The organism is Synechococcus sp. 'PEA 65AY6A-5F PE A', assembly GCF_047462575.1.
Lineage (GTDB): Bacteria > Cyanobacteriota > Cyanobacteriia > Thermostichales > Thermostichaceae > Thermostichus.
In genome coordinates this window covers 1-17,495 of record NZ_JAOALE010000031.1, presented here as the reverse complement: position 1 = coordinate 17,495, position 17,495 = coordinate 1, and the positions used below count along the sequence as shown (strand labels likewise).

Sequence of the window (17,495 nt, the reverse complement as noted above, 5' to 3'; positions counted from 1 at the left end):
TTAACTCTCGACAGTCCTGAGTTACTGGCTGCATTAGCTTCGGGATCCGTTGAGTTGCATTCAGCAGCTAATGGCTTCTTCAAGTGGCCTGGGATCCACCTCGGGCAACAAGCGCCAATTCCACCTGATTTTCTTGGGGCTGCCCCAGTTGCACCTCCACATCTCGGCCAAAGAAGCCTTGCATTTTTTTCTGGTAGCTTTCCTGCCATTGTTGGAAGGGAACCTTGGGGGAATCGAACAGAAGCACCAAGGTATACCGGCCATCTCGCAGCTCTTCTCTGTACCCTCTCACCTTGGGCAGATCTGCTTCCAGAGGGCCGCGCAGACCCAGAAACTCCAGGGCATCTTCCAGGTGGGCATTAGCCCCGTAGCTATATTTGGTGATATCGGCGCGGACTTGCTTTTGAATTTCCGTGGCCTGCTGGGCGCGGGCTTGGATCACCTCGAGAGAAGGGGCGGCCAGGGCAGGTACCGGCTTGAGTTCCACTACCTTCATGGTTATCCCTCCCAACAGCAAGGGGATCCCGGCAAACAGGCCGATGAGATTGAGGGTGGGATCGTTGTAGTGGGCAAAGCCCCAAGCCGTGGCGGCAACGCCGGCCAGCAACACGAGAGTGCTCAGGGGGAAGGGCAGTTTTTCAAACATACAGGAGAGGAAGAAAGGCCACCTGAAAACCCAGGCTAGCAGGAAAAGCGCCAGCGGTGGACTTAGCCTCCATTGGGATGGATAATCACAAAATGCCCACCTGGTGTGTTGAGGAGTGGTCTGTGGTTCTGTCCAATCTGTCCAAAACCTCTCGTTGCTTGCGCTCGCTGGATCGCAAAGCCCAAGAGCGAGCACCTCTTTTTGAGGCCATCCGCCACTATTGCAGCTTGGACAAAGCTCCTTTTCATACGCCAGGCCACAAACAGGGGCGCGGGATCCCTGCCGACTTGCGGACCTTTTTGGGAGAGAACGTCTTCCGGGCAGATCTGACCGAGCTGCCAGAGGTGGACAACCTCCACGACCCCGATGGCGTGATCCGAGAGGCCCAGGAGCTGGCTGCAGCAGCTTATGGAGCGGATCGCAGTTGGTTTTTGGTCAACGGTTCCACCTGCGGCGTGGAAACGCTGGTGATGGCGGTGTGCGACCCAGGGGACAAGATTCTGCTGCCGCGCAACTGTCACAAGTCGGCCATTGCCGGCGTGATCCTCTCTGGGGCCGTGCCCGTCTACATTGAGCCGGATTTTGACTCGGAGCTGGGCATTGCCCACGGCATCACTCCTGCCGGTCTGGAGCAGGCCCTGGCCGAGCACCCCGACGCCAAAGGTGTGTTGGCGGTCAACCCCACCTACTACGGGGTTTGCTGCGACCTAGAAGCCCTGGCGGCCATTGCCCACGCCCACGGCCTGCCCCTCCTGGTGGACGAGGCCCACGGGCCCCACTTGGGCTTTCATCCAGAACTGCCCCTCTCCGCCTTGGAAGCCGGCGCCGACCTGGTGGTGCAGTCCACCCATAAAGTCATCTCCGGCATGACGCAAGCCTCGATGCTGCACCTCAAGGGATCCCGCATCGATCCCAACCGGGTGCGCAACATTCTGCAACTGCTGCAATCGACCAGCCCCAACTACGTGCTGATGATGTCGCTGGATGTGGCGCGGCGGCAGATGGCCCTGGAAGGGGAAGTTCTGCTAGGCCAAACCTTGACCCTGGCGGATCAAGCCCGCGCCCGCCTCAACCGCATCCCCGGTATCTTCTGTTTTGGCCCAGAGCGCATCGGCTCCACGCCTGGCTTTTTCGATTTGGATCGCACCCGCCTGACGGTGACGGTGTCGGGGCTGGGCCTTTTTGGCTTCGACGCCCATGACTGGGTCAACGAGCACTTCCACGTGCAGCCGGAGATGTCTACCCTGCACAACGTGGTCTTTATTGTTAGCCTCGGCAATACCCAGCGGGATATTGACCGGCTGGTGGAGAGCGTGGCCGCCTTGTCGGAGCAGGCGCAGGGATCCCAGCCCTCGCTGGCGCTGGCCGAGAAACTGCGGCGCCTGGCCCAGTTAAAACGCCCTCCCCTGCCGCCGCAACGGCTCTCGCCGCGACAGGCCTTTTTTGCCCCCATCGAGCGGATCCCCTTCCAGGAGGCTGTGGGCCATATCTGTGCCGAGATCATCTCCCCCTACCCCCCTGGGATCCCAATCCTGGTGCCCGGCGAAGAAGTGACCCAGGAAGCGGTGGACTATCTGCTGTTGGTGCACGAGGCAGGCGGCTTTATCAACGGCCCCGAAGATGTGCGGCTGCAGACCCTCAAGGTCGTCAAAACCTAGCTCCTCAAGTGCCCGGCTGCGCCGTCTGAGCAGGGGGCAGGGAAGGCAGGGGGTTGGGAGAGCTGCGGCGGTGGCGGACGACCTTCACCCGATCCACCCGCGGCCCTTCCATGCGCACCACCTGGAACTCCATGTCTTGGTAGGTAAACTTTTCCCCCACGCGCGGGATCTTCTGCAGGTGGTAGATCAAAAAGCCCCCCAGGGTCTGGTAGTCCTCGTGGAGGGGCAAGTTGAGGTGGCAGCGCTCGTTGACCTCTTCAATGTCCAACTGGGCCTGGATGAGGAGGGTATTTTCGTCCAGCTCCTGAATATCCGGCTCCTTCGCCTTGGGATCTGGGCCATCGGAGAGCTTGCCGACGATCTCCTCCACCAGGTCTTGGATGGTGATCAGGCCCGCCGTGCCACCGAACTCATCCACCACCACCACCATCGGCCAGTGGTGCTGCCGCATCTCCGGCAACAGTTCGGCAATCGGCTTGTTCTCCGGCTCAAAGTGGGCCTCGCGGATAAAGGGGGTGATAGGGCTATGCAAATCCAGGGATCCCTTGGCCAACTGGCCGATCAACTCCTTAACGTGGATCAGCCCGCGGATGTCATCCAAAGACTCGCCGTAGACCGGATAGCGGGAGTGCCCCGATTCCGCCACCTCCGCCAGCACCTCTTGCACCGTTGCAGTTTCCGGCACGGCGTCGATGCTGGTGCGCGGGATCATCACCTCGCTGGCCACCGTCTCGCCGAACTCGAAAATATTGCTCAACAGCTCCCGCTCCTCCGCCTCGATGTTGCCCGACTCCACCGACGAGGCAATCAGCAGTTGCAGCTCCTCCACCGTCATGGTGCTGTAAAAAGAAGTGGCCTCCGGGATGCGGACGCCAAAAAGCTGCAACAAGCAGCGGGAGGAGAACCGGAGCAGCTCCACGAAAGGGTGCAAAAAGCGGCTCACCAAGCGGTTAAGCCAGGCCAGTTGCAGCGCAATCGGCTCCGAGTAGAGAATGGCCAGAGTTTTCGGGATCAGCTCTCCCACCACAATTTGGAAATAGGTGAGCAGCGAAAACACCACCACCACTGCCACTCCCCGGATAAGGGCGGGATCCACATTCTGAAGCCAAGCCAACTGCCTCAAGGCCAAAAACAGCGTCGGCGCAACCTGGGTGGCCCCAATCCAGCCCAGCAGCACGCTGGCTAGGGTAATGCCCAACTGGGTGGTGGAGAGGGCATACTCCAACTGTTCCTGGGCCTTTTGCACAATCCCCGCCTGGCGGTTCCCTTCGCTGGCCAGCTGCACCATGCGGGAGCGCCGCGCCGACACCAAGGAAAACTCCACCGCCACAAAAAAAGCGTTGATGAGGAGAAGGGCGATAACCCAGAGGAGACTGAGAGACGCCTCTCCCCAAGAGAACTCAGGGCTGGGGGCCGAGGCTAAAGGAGGGTCGTCCATCAGGGGGAGCAGCAAGACGGATAGAGAGCATTTTAGCCCAGACCGACTCGACCACCTGCCCCTGGCCAGCAGTTAAACTGGCCTCAGCCATCGGGCGGCTATTATGCGAACACCTTCCCCCTGCCCAAATGAACGGGATCCCCAGCTTTTGCAGTTCTCAAGATTGCTACTTTTTCATCAAGCATTCATCAAGCAGTGGCAACTACCGCTTTTTCCGGCAACGCTTACCCCAGTTCGTGCAGTCATCGATATCGACAACATCGCCGCTAGTGGCGTCGATCTTGACTTCAACATCGTTGGTGAATTTTACTTCCCAAACTAAGCGCCCATCTTCGCGCTCCAACTCAACTTCTTTGATCACAGCATTGGGAACAGCAGATCGAGCAATCTGAATCGCTTCTTCAATGCGGACGGCTGGAGCAGGAGATTGAGCAAAAGCTGCCTCTGTGCTTTCGCCTACCCCTAGCATCGGGCTGCTGAGGGGCAAAACGCCCAGCAAAAGCAAGGAAGCAACAGAAGGTTTTGAAAGCTTCATTTCCAACTGTTTGAGTAACCACATTCTTACCCTACCACCCTCGGGGTGAAAGAAGCCTTGCCAAAAAGAGCATTGTTGCCTTCGCAAGGGGAGTGGGCTCCTTGCGTCATAGGGTGTAGTTCGTCAGCCCCTCGTAGATTAGAAGCTATTTGCCGCCGCAGCCCTCGCAGAAATGGACTGGCTAAAAAACCCTGCGGTGCATATATCTTCCCGAGTGCTGCCGGCGCTGCCTCCATCGGTGATAATATTCCTACTCTTACATCTTTTCCCACCGCAGTAGGTGCCGACCATGCCCGATTTTCTGCCCTACGCCTACTTTCAGGGCCAGATCGTTCCCTTTGCCGAGGCGAAGATCTCCATTGCCACCCATGCTCTGCACTACGGGACGGCAGCGTTTGGCGGCCTGCGCGGGATCCCCGATCCGCAAAATCCGGATCAAGTGCTGGTGTTTCGCCTGGATCGCCACTGCCGACGGCTAAGCCAAAGTGCTCGCCTACTCTGCTTCGATTTGCCTGCGGAGAAGATCGAGCAGGTCATTGTGGAGCTGATCCGGAAAAACCGCCCTTCCACCTCTTTCTACATCCGCCCCTTGGTGTATACCTCCGACCTGGGCATCTCACCGCGGCTACACAACATCGAGAAAGACTTCTTCGTGTACGGGTTGGAATTGGGAGACTACCTCTCGCCGGAAGGGGTAAGTTGCCGCATCAGCTCATGGGCCCGCCAGGAGGATCGCAGCCTACCGCTGCGGGGCAAGATCACTGGCGCCTACATTACCTCCTCCCTGGCCAAGACCGAGGCAGTACAGTCTGGCTTCGACGAAGCTATCTTAATCAGCTCCCAGGGCAAAGTGAGCGAAGCCTCGGGCATGAACATCTTCATCGTGCGCAACGGCGTGCTGATTACCCCCAGCTTCGACCAGGACATCCTAGAAGGGATCACCCGCGACAGCGTCCTCACCTTGGCCCGCGACCTAGGGATCCCCACCCAAGAACGCCCTGTCGATAAGTCAGAGCTGTTCATTGCTGACGAGGCCTTCCTCACTGGCACCGCCGCCAAGATCACGCCCATCCGCCAGATCGAGCAGTACGTCCTGCCGTCGTCCCGCCCCATTACCGAGCAACTGCGGCAGAAGCTCACAGCCATCATGGAAAACCGGGATCCCGCCTATTCCCACTGGGTGAAGGTGATCCCGCTAAAAGAAAGCTAGACCCTCAGCTTGCCATCGGCAGGCTGCCGAAGGGGAGAATTAGAATTGACCAATCCAGACTGCGGGAGAGGGATCCCTTGCACGAGATTTCCATTACCTGGGCCGACTACCACCGCAAAATCGAAGAGCTGGCCGTCAAAGTTTACGAAAGCGGCTGGGAGTTTAACCAAATTGTCTGCATCGCCAAAGGGGGGCTGCGCATCGGCGATACCCTGGCCCGTCTGTTCGATCTTCCCCTGGCCATTCTCGCCGCTTCCTCCTACTCCGGCCCTGGCAAGCGGGGGCAACTGATCTTCTCGCGGGATCTGGCTATGACCACTGCCAACCTGGGCAGCCATGTGTTGTTGGTGGACGACTTAGTCGACTCCGGCATGACCCTGAAGCGGGCCGTCCACTGGCTCAAACACCACTACGGCTTCTACATCGAGGAAATCCGCACCGGCGTACTTTGGTACAAAGCGGCCTCTGTCTACCAGCCCGACTACTACGTGGACTACCTGCCGGATAATCCCTGGATCCATCAGCCCTTCGAGCCCTACGAGCAGATGACACCCAAGCAGCTAATGGAGTCCCTGCGCTCTTTGGGTTAAACTGCAAATCTAACTCCTGAGTAAGCTTTTAGATCGACAAGCAGCTCAATACACCGTATTCCGGTTGCTGAAGTTGCACCCCTACTTAGTTGCAACTACATTCAGGCTAACTGGTTCCCCGAGAAAGACCATATCGCTGCAATCATTGAACAGCCCAAATCTGTCCACCTTTCGAATAACCCTGAAACCTACCTGAGCAAGTAAAGCAAATAAGTATTCCCACGAGAAGCCAACTTTATGGTAGTTTTGCTCATCTACTTGGTCACCAAACATCATACGCATAATGCGAAACCTCTGCTCTAAAGAAACTTCATCCTTCAGATAAAGACGGCAGAGAGTAGGCATATCTGGGACACTGATCATCAACTGGCCACCAAAGCGCAAAACCCGGTGCCACTCTTTGAGAGCAGTAGGTAGTTCACGTGTGTAGTTAAAGCGCTGCAGAATATAGGGAGCGTAGATGGCTTCTATAGAGTTATCTTCAAATTGACTGAGATCAATGGCGCTTCCAACATAATCCACATGGTCTCCTACCTGAATATCTAGAATCTTCCAGTCTGGATGAGGCTGTTTACCTCCAATATGAAGACGAATAGACTCAGCGGGCTTGGGCTCAGCTTGGCAATCTTCTAGAGGAGGAATAGATTGAATAAGTTGATGCTCATAAGCTAGCTCGAAGAAAACTCTCTCCATGGCTTTAGCCAACCGCTTTGGATCCCATACTATTGATCCGTGATATGAATCTCGAATAGTTTGCTTAGCTTTAGCCAAGCGTTCTGGATTATTGCCTAGCTGGATCCCACGCTCAATAAACTCCTCCACCGACCAGGTGATGCAATCCTCGAGGCCAACATTTTTCAGCAGGCTGTAACTCATTCGGCCATAGTAATGCCTGCCCACTAGGGTAAGGACTGGCACACCCATATAGAGAGCTTCCATGGTGTGGGTTGCACCTGTGTAGGGGAAGGTATCCAGAACGAGATCCACTAAGGCTAGTTGGCCACGATGCTCTTCCACACTGCTGGCTTTAGCAAGAAATCGGACGCGATCGAGAACGCCCAGCTCTTTGGCTCTTTCCTGGTAGCGTCTAATAACCGTAGCAATTTCTCCTGATCCCTTGACAATCAAAACTCCGTTGGGAACGGCCTTTAGGATTTGCAGGTGAGCGTCGATACATTTGGGAGTACGTTTGTAAGCACTAGCTGCGGTTAGGAAAACAACATTTTTCGGCTCTATTCTCAGACTAGTCTTAAAGTCTACCTCGTTGGCAGCACAGACGTCCAGATGATCAACAGCGCAGTAGCTGGGCAAGCGAATAATTCTTTCATGGTAGTCAGCTTGGGCCTCCTCAGGAAGGATATGGAGATCGGCAAAGAAGTAGTCAAATTCCGGCAAACCGACAGCATCTCCACCAAGCCAACCAATTTGGATAGGAGCGGCCCGCAAAGCTGCTACGATGCTGGCATCGTGACTGGTAAGGGAGTCCATAAAAACCATGATATCGATGCGATCCTCACGCGCTTGAGCAGCTACTTGAGGCGGCTTGGTTTCTCCTGGAAAAAAGCGAAAATGGAGATTTTCGTGAGAGCGAAACTTTTGATACATATTGTCATGACTGGCCATATCTTCATTTTTCCACCCCTGGTAGTAGTAGTAGACAACGTCCAGAAGATCGCGAGATAGGTTCCTGAGAGTAGCCTCACTGAGAAAGCCGACCGAATGTCGCTGAAAGCAGTTACCCAGAAAGCCTACCCTCAGCTTTCGCTTAGTTCTGCCAGATCCGCAGTAGTCTTGCTGATTCTTCTGCCAATATTCCGACCAAAGAAAGTCTCGCTGAGAAGCCATTAAGCTTAGGCAGTCGTTAAAGATTCTACAACCAATTTGTTGGTAATGACGAATCAGAGAGCGATCGTCAGTTAGATAACTCCAACAAAAGCAAACTCGAAATATAATGGATTTGGAAATTGTTAAGCTCTCAAGTAGATTTTCGCCATCAATTTTTAAGGACTCTAAGTTAGTTTCCCTTGACAAAATCAAGTCTATAATTTTTTGAATAACAAGGTTTATCCGTTCTGGCTGTGCAGCATGGATCAACTTTTCCAGCGATTCTGATAGAAGGGATAGACGAAGAGTAAAGTTCTCTTGCACCTGTGAGCTCTCGGCCGCCGTGATGAGAGCTTCTCCTAAAATGGAATAGCCATCACTGGTAGAGTTCTGGAAGAAGGCGCGGGCTGCCCTCTGAAAAAAGTCACCGATTAAGTCCTCTATCGTCCACAAACCTTCATAGCGCTTCGCCTGCTCGGGATCCACAGCATGAGCCAGCTGGGCCAGCAAAGCAGCAAATCCGGATTTCTGGTCCTCCAAAAGACGAGCTTGTAAAGCTGTGGCCACCTCAAAAAACAAATCCAGGTAGCCGTCATCCCATAGCCGCGCGAGCAATTCAGTAAGGAGTGGCTCTTGAGTAATGTCTAGGCTCTCTTCGCCTCCTAGGCTATCCAGTAAGGCTTGTCCATAGAAGCTCACTGCCAGCTCGTCCTGGGCCTGCAGAGCCCGCATCAGCAAAACTTGGGCATTGTCCCGCCGGCTTGGATCCAGCTCAAAGGCCATCTCCCGCAGCTTCAGACAAACCTGGAGACGCTGCTGTGGCTCCTGTGTGGGACTGGTTTCCAGACGAGCAGCAAGGGATAGCAACAAATCCAGGACTTTCTCCTGGGACAGGATCCCTGCTCTCACCAGTGGCGTGTAGAGCTGGTAGGCAAGGTCCAGCCGGTTGGCAACCAAGGCCTGCTCCAGCGCCGATAGGGTGATTGCCTCTGGCTCAGAGGGAGAAGCCGACTCATCAGCCAATGAAGATGAGGGGAGGTCACAGAAGCCCCGCAAAAACTCCCGCCAACCCTTTGCGTCTTGCTCTCGGTAGAAAGCCACCAGCCACTCTGCAAAGGCATTGGGAGCCTGCTGAAGCAGTTGCCTAGCTTCCAGGATCCGGGCTTGCAGCGTAGGGTTCATGGGTGGGAAGGAGATCACTAGTCCTAGTTTGCCCCGCTGCAGCCAGCTCAGCTAGACCACCGGTTTTTGGGCTGCCCCTAGCAGAGATCCGCAATCGCACTCCGTGGGAGGGGACTGTTATGAACTGCCCGCCAGCGGGGTAAGTTAATAGCGGCAGGTAACCTGCACGGTATAACTCTCTAAGTTGTCAAAGGATCGAGTACCATGAGCGCGAAGTCTCGTCAGTCTCTGTTTCGGGCCAAGCTAGCTCAGCATATCCTCTCTGCGTCTAAGGGCTTCACCCTGATTGAGCTGTTGGTGGTGATTGTAATTGTGGGTGTGCTGTCTGCGGTGGCGATCCCGCAGTTCCTGAACCAGGTGCGCCGCTCCCGCACTGCTGAAGCTCAAGCAGCTCTCACGGCAGTGGGTCGTGGTTCTGAAGTCTATCGCCTAGATGTTGGCGTGTACCCGGACAGCTACACCAGAATTGAGTTCGGATGTCCTACCACTAGTGGGGCTGATTCCTGCGGCGCTAGGGGCGATAAGTTTATGAATGATCCCTGGAGCGCCCCCAATTACCAAACACCAGTGGCCAGCGGTATTACTAATACTGCGCCTCAGGGGATGCGCTGGGACACCACTGCTGTCACGGGTGCAAGCCGCTACGTTAACGCTTCTGGTCAACCTATTCAGTGCACCATTGGCCTGGGATCACAGGAGACAGCTGTGGCTACTGTGTCTACCTTTGTTGGTAAGAGCTGCAACGTCTTTGACTAGTTTCTATCTCTACTTTATGTACTCCGTGGCTCCCTGTGGGGAGCTTTTTTATTTCAGTTGCTCCAGTCTCCCTCAAGAGTAGGCAAGGGCTCTAGGCTAAACCAGTGAACTAGAGCGAGGACAGTAACTGTGATGGGTAGGAGATGCGAGTAAGAATACCCTTTTCGATGAGGTTCTGGTTGGTTTCAGGACTGCTGTAAAGTATGAACTCTTGATAAAGAGCTGCCATGCAAGTTCTATCTCCTGAGCAATAAGCGTCCCGTGAGGCCAAGTGAAAGGGAACCCGAATAGGATTAGACTTTGAGCGCCACCAGTAGTCAGGAAAGTTTCCCAGTTGAGCATACTTTTTATAGTAGTTTTGAAAGCCGCAGTTTAAGTAGTGCAAAATAGAGGGGAATGATGTTACCAAGGTATGACATTCTGGAATATCAAAGCTATGTACGCTATTGGGTAAGAGAGTGGGATGGATCCGAGCTGCTGACTTTCCATTTTGATAAGCTAAAAAGTATTGACTCTTGCCGGAAACTCTCTGAAACTCAGTACAGAGTCCTGGCTCTAAGGCAGCAGGGTTTTTCTTAAATAGAGTGACATCGCGAAAATAGTCCTCGACTTCAAATACTTCAGGAGCTGCTTCGTGGTTTAGGAACGTAACCTGGAATATATCGTCGCTTACTTGATCAAACCAATCCAAAGCCATCATCTGGCCAGGATAAAAAAGCTCATCTCCATCAATATGAAGAATCCAGTCCATGCCCTGATCTAGGGCAAGTTGTATAGCCGTTTCTACGTTAAGGATCTGACGAGCCATGACCTCATAGCCAGTATGAGGGCCATATTTTGGATAGAGAACATTCCCCAATGCTTGTTGAACTTGCAAAGCTTCATCATTGGGAATAGCCGTTACATCGGAAAACTGAAGTGCCACCTGAATAGCGGGATCCTCTGGATCGTCAAAGAAGATATAAATATGGGCAATTCCAAGGGCAAGGTGATAGCGAATGAACGACTCCAAGCACACGCCTGGATCCCGAACAGTGGTAATTATGCAAACTCTGGCCATGGTGGAGCTGCAAGCCTTTAGGTGAATTGCTTGGCTCCTAGCCAAGTATTGATAGTGAAGCGGCTATCGGCAAAGGCTTGGCTAGGGCTAAATACCGGCAGGATCTCATGTAGGCAACTGCTGGAGAAGAAGACGATGCTGTTATTTGTAGGGGTTACCTCATCGTATGCCCCGTGCAGGATTGGTGGATGAGGTTTTTGCCTTTGGGTATCGTAGATGCGCAGCTCACCTCCTCGATAAGGCTTTGGCTCTTTGTGGAAGTAATATACGCAGCTCACCTGGCGGAAGGCAGTTTGTGGGTAGGAGTTATCGGTGTGGGCGGTAAAGAAGCAGCCATCATGGCTGGCAATCATCTCCATCTCAAAGATTTGAATGTCAAAGTTCTCAATGCCTAGCTCGGCAAAAATCTGGGGAGCAACAGCCGCAATTTTTTCTCGCAGCAGGGATCCATGCTCCTGAAAGTAAGCGAAGTCCAGCCTCAGGGAGCGGCGAAATTTTAGTGACTCTGCCTCGGTGTTGCTCTTGCTGTAGCTCTTGGAAGGGATAAACTTGTCTTGGTGGGTAATGGCATGTTGGAGAATGGCTTGGTTGAGCTCTTGAGGTAGGAAGTTATCCAGCTTGATGTATTTACAGGGGTAAAACCGGTTGGGTTCTGAGGGATCCGGCTGGGTAAAAGTCAGGAATACCGGGTTAGCTGCCAGCAGTGATCCAGGGCCAATTGCTTGGATGTGAGCGAGATCCTGCTCGGTTAACCCTTTGTGCTGGGGATCCCAAGTGAGGAGATGGATCCCTTGGCCTAGATTGGGCAAAACCTTCTGCAGATGAAAACTGGGATCTATCCCCATCAAATCTAGGTTGGCTTGGGCTATGGCTCCGTAGCGGCAATGGTTGACCAAGTATAGGGCTGAGTCGGCCAAGTAATCCCGCAGTAGCAAAGACTGAAGCAGACAGGTACGGTAGTCCGTGAGTTCAGTCCAGAAACAAACGCCAATCTGGGTCTCTGGGAAACATTGACCGAGATCTGCCAAAAGGGCAGGAATGGGGCCTTCTAGGAGTAGAACCCGTTCTTCTAATCCCAACTGAGAAATTTGGGTTTGGATATCTTCTGTGCTGATTGACTTTTCGGATGAGCTCTGTAGGGGATTCCGTAGAATCACTGCTAACTTTTCAGGATAGCGAAGCATTGCCTGCAAAACAGCTGCGGACTCTTCCCAGCCAATCTGGCAGAAGATTTGCTGGCTAGGAAGGCAGGCTAAAGCCCAATCTAAGAGCTGGGTGAGACTCTGAGCTTGCTCCAGTTCTAGGAGAAGATCCTGAGCAAGGTCTTGGCAATCCATGGGGAGGGATCCCTGACGTCTGCTCTAACTTAATGTACCCGGATCCACCCCCAGTTCTCACAACTTTTAGGCCAGGCGCTCAGCCCTTTGCTGCTCCAGTTCAGCCTTGGCAGGCATCAGTTCCCCAGCGGCAGTGGCCCACAGAATCCAGGTGGCCTCCTACCCTCCCACTTCGCTGGGTACAGCCTCAAAACCTCGCTCGGCATGGGTGGTGGAGATGAGCAAGTCCATCTGGCACGTGTGCCGCCAGCTTTCCATGGGTATGCCATTGTCGTAGGAGAGCTCGTCTTGGGTAGGGGCCATCCAGGCAGGTAAACTGGATTCGGCTCTTGCAGACAGGGATCCATGGGGTTGCTTATAACCTATGCTCGGCTTATCGTTTTCCAGGGCAACAGAGATCCCTTGTTGTTGTGTCCAATCCTAGTAGCCTGTAGGAGCTAGAAGAACCTGCCGCTCAACTTGGGGAGTCGAGAAATGCAAGACATCAAGGCCAATGCTCCGCGAATTCTCCTCAATTGGCCAACTCCGCCAGACTATATCCCGCCCCCGCAGCTTTCAGATCGGCAGGTCAGTCTTTGCCCCAAGAGGAAAGCCAAGGGCTTTGGACTAAACTTTGTCAATCTCTCTAAGGAATTGGTGGAGTGCCCAGAGGGAGACTATGACCTCTATGACTTTGTGCAGCAGTCTGAGCAAATTACAAATAAGGAGTTTGACCTAGTTATTGTTTGGACTTCCAGCGTTGACCGGAGTAATCCCCTAAATACAAGGAAGTTTAAATGCCCCACACTCTTGCTAGCTGGAGACACCCACCACTGGGAGTTTCCCATCAACCATCTCTTGGCTTACTGGGCTACTGAAGGCTTTGATTACGTCGCTACTGCCTATAACTTCCAGCATTTGCACTGGTTTGCCGCAGCAGGCGCTGAGAATCTTGCCTGGTTGCCTCTTATCTCCATGCGCACTGTTACCCACGATTGGGTGGAAGATAGAGAAAATCAAGTGGTCTTTATCGGCCAACAGGGATCCCGCCATCCCAGGCGTTGCCGGCTGGTTCAAGCCATAAAGAATGCAGATTTGCCCATCCTCATCAAAACAGCCAACCGCCAAGAGGCAGCCAAATGGTTTGCCCATTCTCTGATTTCCTTTAACTGCAGCCAAAATGGGGATCTGAACTTAAGGAACCTGGAAGTGATTTCTGCAGGGGGCTTTCTGCTTACTGACCAGCTCTCCTTCGCCTCAGGATTGGACGAACTTTTGGCGCCCGGCACCTACTGCGACACCTACAACTCCGAAGCCCAACTCCTGGAGAAAATCCGCTACTACCTAGACCATCCCCAGGAGGCCATTCAAATTGCCCGCCGCGCTTATCACACTTTCGACCAACACTGGCATCCCCGCCACCGCATTCAGAACCTGCTGGACTGGGTGTTTGGGGGAGAGCTGCCGGAGCCCTTTCGTTACTCGCCCCGCTCTGATGTGCGCTACTTTGTCAGCACGGCCAGCTCTGCCTGGATAGACACACGACTAGGAATCTACGAGCCCATTCAAGAGCTGCATCGCGTGCAGGAGCGACTGAGGGTATTTGTTGGCCGAGGCTGTCCTGGGGTGATAGCCGCGGACTTGCTGGACTTGCCGCGGCTGGAGCTGTACGTGGAAGAGGGGTTTGGGGATCCCTGTGCCCTGCTGCAGCAGAAGGGAGTGCCGGAGCGAGTTCACGAGGTGAGGGGGGAGCCAGCCAGTTGGCCCAGCTTTGATGCGGTGGTGTGCACAGCTGAGGACTTGCAGCGGCTGGGGCAGCCTTTGAGAACCAGCTTTGCTTTCATCCTGGGAGAAGACACCCAGCTCCTCTTTGCCAATGCGGGAAACATAACAGAAACTTTTCTCATTGACTTAGTCCAAGGCCGCAGCTCCGTTCTGTCAGCTTGGCTGTGGGGGTACGAAGGCGTCGAGTACGAAGGAACGGTGGCCAGACTTAGTCGAGTCTATCAGCCTGCTGTTTCTGTTCTTTCTGATGTCAGGGTTGTCGTGGATGCGAGAGCGGGGGTGGGCGTGGCCAGCGCTTGTTTCAGAACTCTTCACCCTGAGGCGGCTATTCACTGTTTTGAGGTGGATCCCCTAGCTCTACACCTGCTGCGGCAGAATGCTCTTGGCCTGGGCAACTGCTTTGTGCATTCGGTGGGGCTGGCGGGGCAGGATAGTTGCAGAACCCGTCGCCTCTGGCCGGAGGATCCTCAGGCCGAGTGGGGAGTGGAGCAGGTGCTCCCTTTCCGAGAAGCCAGGGAAGCTTTGAAGGAGTTGGGTTTGGAGTCCATCGATGTGCTCAGGGTAGCTACGGGTGGGGATGAGGTGGAGGTATTGGCTAACCTGCAGCCGCAGCTTAGGGACATCAAGGTGATTTACGTGGAGTTTACCTCTGAGCAAGACCGCAAGCGGATTGACCAGATGCTGGATCCCTCTCATCTCCTCTGGCAGGGGGAGATCATAGCCGGTCAAAAGGGAGCTCTTTGCTACATAAACAGATTTCATCTTTTCGACAAGAAGTAAGGTCTTAGAGAGGAGAGATAGAAGTCATGAACTCAACTATCATCGTTACAAGTGCCGATAGCAAGTTTTTTGAATTGGTTCAGGGAACTATTCTCTCTATTCGAGAAAAGCCACAGGGCAACTCTGTAGATATTGGATTTTTTGATGTAGGGTGTACGCCAGAGCAGTTGCAATGGATAGGTCAGTACGTTGACTATATCGTAGAGCCAGATTGGAATTACAACGTTCCTGATGTCGATAAACAACCTAGGTACCTCAAAGCGCTGGTCTCTAGACCTTTTTTGCCTGAATATTTCCCAGGTTATGAAGTTTACATTTGGATTGATGCAGATGCTTGGGTGCAAGACTGGTCTGCGATTGATCTTCTTGTCTTAGGAGCAAAAAGAAAGAGCTTCTCAATAGTTCCAGAGTTAGTAGCTAAACATAAGAATAGACCCTGGATGCAAACTTGGATATCTCGGCACTACCACCTTTACTTCTACCACACGGAATTTGATCGTTTAGATATAGAGCCTCTGCTAAATGCTGGTGTGTTTTCTGGTGCCAGACAGTCTATTCATTGGTCAATATGGGGCAAAAGATTAGGTCAAGCTATTTCTAGGTGCCTTGATTTGTGGACAGACCAGTTTGCTCTAAACGTGGCTATTTATAGAGATATAGGTCTGGATAGAGTTGAACTTTTGCCATTAAATTGCAACTGGCTAGCCCATTATGAGATGCCCCAATGGGATTTGCAAAGGAAGATTTGGGTGGATCCTTTTCCACCTCACAATCCAGTAGGAATCATACATCTTACAGCCGACGTTAAGGTGAGACCAACTCATATTGCGCTTACAACTGAAGGTTTTAAGATTGAAGCTAGCTTGCGGTATGCAGGCATCATCTCCACTCCGGTCAAGAGATACGACTACGTATCGCCTAACCAGATTAGAATACATCTTGACCATAGCTTTCCTTCAATGATTGCGGCCGAGCCAAGCTCTCACCCCTGGCCTTATCTACGGAAAGAAGTTCCTCACCTTTGGCATACGGATCTACGTCAACCTACCATCGGCTTTGTTAGTCGGGACGAGGCACACATTCTGTACAATACTGCGCTAAAGTTTCGAGGAAAATCTGCTCTGGAGATCGGCTGTTGGTTGGGCTGGTCAACTGCTCACCTGTCAGCAGGAGGTGTTATTCTCGATGTTGTCGATCCAATTTTGGAAAATCCACTGGCTTATGAGAGCGTGAACCAGTCTCTCTGCTCGGCTGGAGTTCGCTCTAATGTCAATCTCTACCCTGGCTACAGTCCGGAAAAGGTAGAGGAAATTGCCCAGCAAGAGGATCGTCGCTGGTCTTTAATTTACATTGATGGGAATCATGACTCGCCGGCTCCCTTGCAGGATGCTCAAGTGGCAGAGCAATACGCTGCTGAGGATGCCTTGATTCTGTTTCATGATCTAGCCTCGCCGGATGTGGCTGAAGGTTTGAATTACTTGAGAGACAGGGGCTGGAACACGATGATTTACCAGACCATGCAAATTATGGGAGTGGCCTGGCGAGGAAATGTCAAGCCCGTTGAGCATATTCCAGACCCTGCTGTGAATTGGACATTGCCAGAGCACCTCAAGGACTATCCGGTCTGTAACCTTGAGTTGTCTAGGGTGCTAGAGAAAGTTAAATCTTTTACCTTGCTGGGCTTTGAGCGTCTTTGGAGCCTTTATTCACTGGCTAAGCAGGTTTGTGAAGAAGACATTCCTGGGAACTTTGTAGAATGTGGTGTTTGCAGGGGTGGAAGCTCAGCTTTGCTGGCCTGGGTGATTAAGAACTACAGCCGTCGACCTCGCAGGCTATATGCTTTCGATACCTTCTCAGGTATGCCTGATCCAACAGAGGTGGATCGAGATTATCGAGGAGTTGGTGCCAACGATACGGGTTTTGGATCCGGTGCCTTAGCAGCACCCATTTCGGAGAACTTAGAGGTGGTTGCCAAGGAACTGGGAGTTTGGGATCTCATTGTCCCCGTGCCAGGGCTGTTTGCTGACACCTTGCCTGCCTATCGAGAGCAAGTGAGCGAGGTTGCTCTGCTGCATGCAGATGCTGACTGGTATCAGTCAACGATGGATATTTTGCGTCATCTCTATCATCAAGTTCATCCCAGAGGGTTTATCCAGGTCGATGACTATCAACACTGGCAAGGATGCGCAAAGGCTGTCCATGACTTTGAGCAGGAAGTTGGAGTTTTCTTTCGGCTGCACAGTGTAGCTGAGCCCTATGGTTGGAAGATCGATAGCTTAGAGCTGCAAGAATGGCCTAGTCCCGCGTGGTTAAGTCCTTCAGAAAACCTGGTAGTGATTAGAGTTAGAGATAGCATAACAGAAACCTCCAAACCACAAGGGATCCGCCTGAGCAAGATCAACGTGGGCCTTTTCCCCTACTGGGAAATGGAGACAGAGCAGCTTATCCAAGAATTGGAGAGCTTGCTGGAGCCAATTCTGCGCAGTCCTCAGCCAGAAGACTATGCTCTGATCTTCCTAGGGGATCCGGATCCACAACTGGCCAATCAAACTCTGGAGATAGCTGCAGGCAACATAGCTCTCAGGCTCATGGAAGAGGGGTTAGAGCTCAGTAGAGAGCCGTTCTGTTCAGTGGTAGCTGGCTTGAACCCCTATCAATGGGAGAGCATGACTCTAGTCAATAATAAGCTCAACTATACTGAAAATAATGTATAAT

At 53.1% G+C, this 17,495-nt stretch carries 13 protein-coding genes; 6 read left to right on the top strand and 7 right to left on the bottom strand.

Going from position 1 to position 17,495, the window contains the following annotated elements:
- Positions 1-79: 79 nt before the first annotated feature.
- Positions 80-646: a DUF2854 domain-containing protein gene (locus GG26_RS10465; protein WP_099812264.1), complete on the bottom strand. Its 567-nt coding sequence runs from the start codon at positions 644-646 to the stop codon at positions 80-82.
- Between the two features lie 122 nt (positions 647-768).
- On the opposite strand from GG26_RS10465, the gene GG26_RS10460 reads away from it, so the two are divergent.
- Positions 769-2,304, top strand: coding sequence for an aminotransferase class I/II-fold pyridoxal phosphate-dependent enzyme (locus GG26_RS10460; RefSeq protein ID WP_414390454.1), 1,536 nt, complete (start codon positions 769-771; stop codon positions 2,302-2,304).
- A gap of 4 nt (positions 2,305-2,308) precedes the next feature.
- Here GG26_RS10460 and GG26_RS10455 read toward each other — a convergent pair whose 3' ends face one another.
- Both GG26_RS10455 and GG26_RS10450 read right to left on the bottom strand, forming a co-directional pair.
- Positions 2,309-3,742, bottom strand: a complete 1,434-nt coding sequence (locus GG26_RS10455) for a hemolysin family protein (protein ID WP_414390451.1) — start codon at positions 3,740-3,742, stop codon at positions 2,309-2,311.
- Positions 3,743-3,944: 202 nt separating this feature from the next.
- Positions 3,945-4,277, bottom strand: coding sequence for a PepSY domain-containing protein (locus GG26_RS10450; protein ID WP_240530558.1), 333 nt, complete (start codon positions 4,275-4,277; stop codon positions 3,945-3,947).
- Between the two features lie 289 nt (positions 4,278-4,566).
- Here GG26_RS10450 and GG26_RS10445 point away from each other — a divergent pair, with 289 nt between their 5' ends.
- Complete coding sequence (locus GG26_RS10445) at positions 4,567-5,487, top strand: branched-chain amino acid transaminase (RefSeq protein WP_414390447.1); 921 nt, start codon at positions 4,567-4,569, stop codon at positions 5,485-5,487.
- Between the two features lie 77 nt (positions 5,488-5,564).
- Positions 5,565-6,077 carry a phosphoribosyltransferase gene (locus GG26_RS10440; protein WP_414390445.1) on the top strand — a complete coding sequence of 171 codons (513 nt, stop codon included), beginning with the start codon at positions 5,565-5,567 and terminating at the stop codon, positions 6,075-6,077.
- Between the two features lie 81 nt (positions 6,078-6,158).
- On the opposite strand, the gene GG26_RS10435 is transcribed toward GG26_RS10440, so the two are convergent.
- The gene (locus GG26_RS10435; RefSeq protein ID WP_414390442.1) at positions 6,159-9,083 is read right to left on the bottom strand and encodes a methyltransferase domain-containing protein; all 2,925 of its coding nucleotides are present in this window, start codon (positions 9,081-9,083) and stop codon (positions 6,159-6,161) included.
- Positions 9,084-9,287: 204 nt separating this feature from the next.
- Between GG26_RS10435 and GG26_RS10430 the strand changes: the two genes are divergently transcribed.
- A complete protein-coding gene (locus GG26_RS10430; RefSeq protein ID WP_414390439.1) occupies positions 9,288-9,839 on the top strand; it encodes a type IV pilin protein in 552 nt (183 codons plus the stop codon).
- A 109-nt stretch (positions 9,840-9,948) separates the two neighbouring features.
- Here the strand turns inward: GG26_RS10430 and GG26_RS10425 are convergent, their stop codons facing one another.
- The 3 genes from GG26_RS10425 to GG26_RS10415 all read right to left on the bottom strand — a co-directional run bounded on the left by GG26_RS10425 (position 9,949) and on the right by GG26_RS10415 (position 12,539).
- The gene (locus GG26_RS10425; protein ID WP_414329084.1) at positions 9,949-10,899 is read right to left on the bottom strand and encodes a glycosyltransferase family 2 protein; all 951 of its coding nucleotides are present in this window, start codon (positions 10,897-10,899) and stop codon (positions 9,949-9,951) included.
- A 17-nt stretch (positions 10,900-10,916) separates the two neighbouring features.
- Positions 10,917-11,816, bottom strand: a complete 900-nt coding sequence (locus GG26_RS10420; protein WP_011432127.1) for a 2OG-Fe(II) oxygenase — start codon at positions 11,814-11,816, stop codon at positions 10,917-10,919.
- A 579-nt stretch (positions 11,817-12,395) separates the two neighbouring features.
- Positions 12,396-12,539 (bottom strand): hypothetical protein, encoded by a 144-nt coding sequence (locus GG26_RS10415; protein ID WP_011432125.1) that lies wholly within the window; start codon positions 12,537-12,539, stop codon positions 12,396-12,398.
- 171 nt (positions 12,540-12,710) lie between these two features.
- Here GG26_RS10415 and GG26_RS10410 point away from each other — a divergent pair, with 171 nt between their 5' ends.
- The gene (locus tag GG26_RS10410; protein WP_414390434.1) at positions 12,711-14,780 is read left to right on the top strand and encodes a glycosyltransferase; all 2,070 of its coding nucleotides are present in this window, start codon (positions 12,711-12,713) and stop codon (positions 14,778-14,780) included.
- Between the two features lie 26 nt (positions 14,781-14,806).
- Positions 14,807-17,494 carry a class I SAM-dependent methyltransferase gene (locus GG26_RS10405; protein WP_414390431.1) on the top strand — a complete coding sequence of 896 codons (2,688 nt, stop codon included), beginning with the start codon at positions 14,807-14,809 and terminating at the stop codon, positions 17,492-17,494.
- Position 17,495 lies beyond the last annotated feature (1 nt).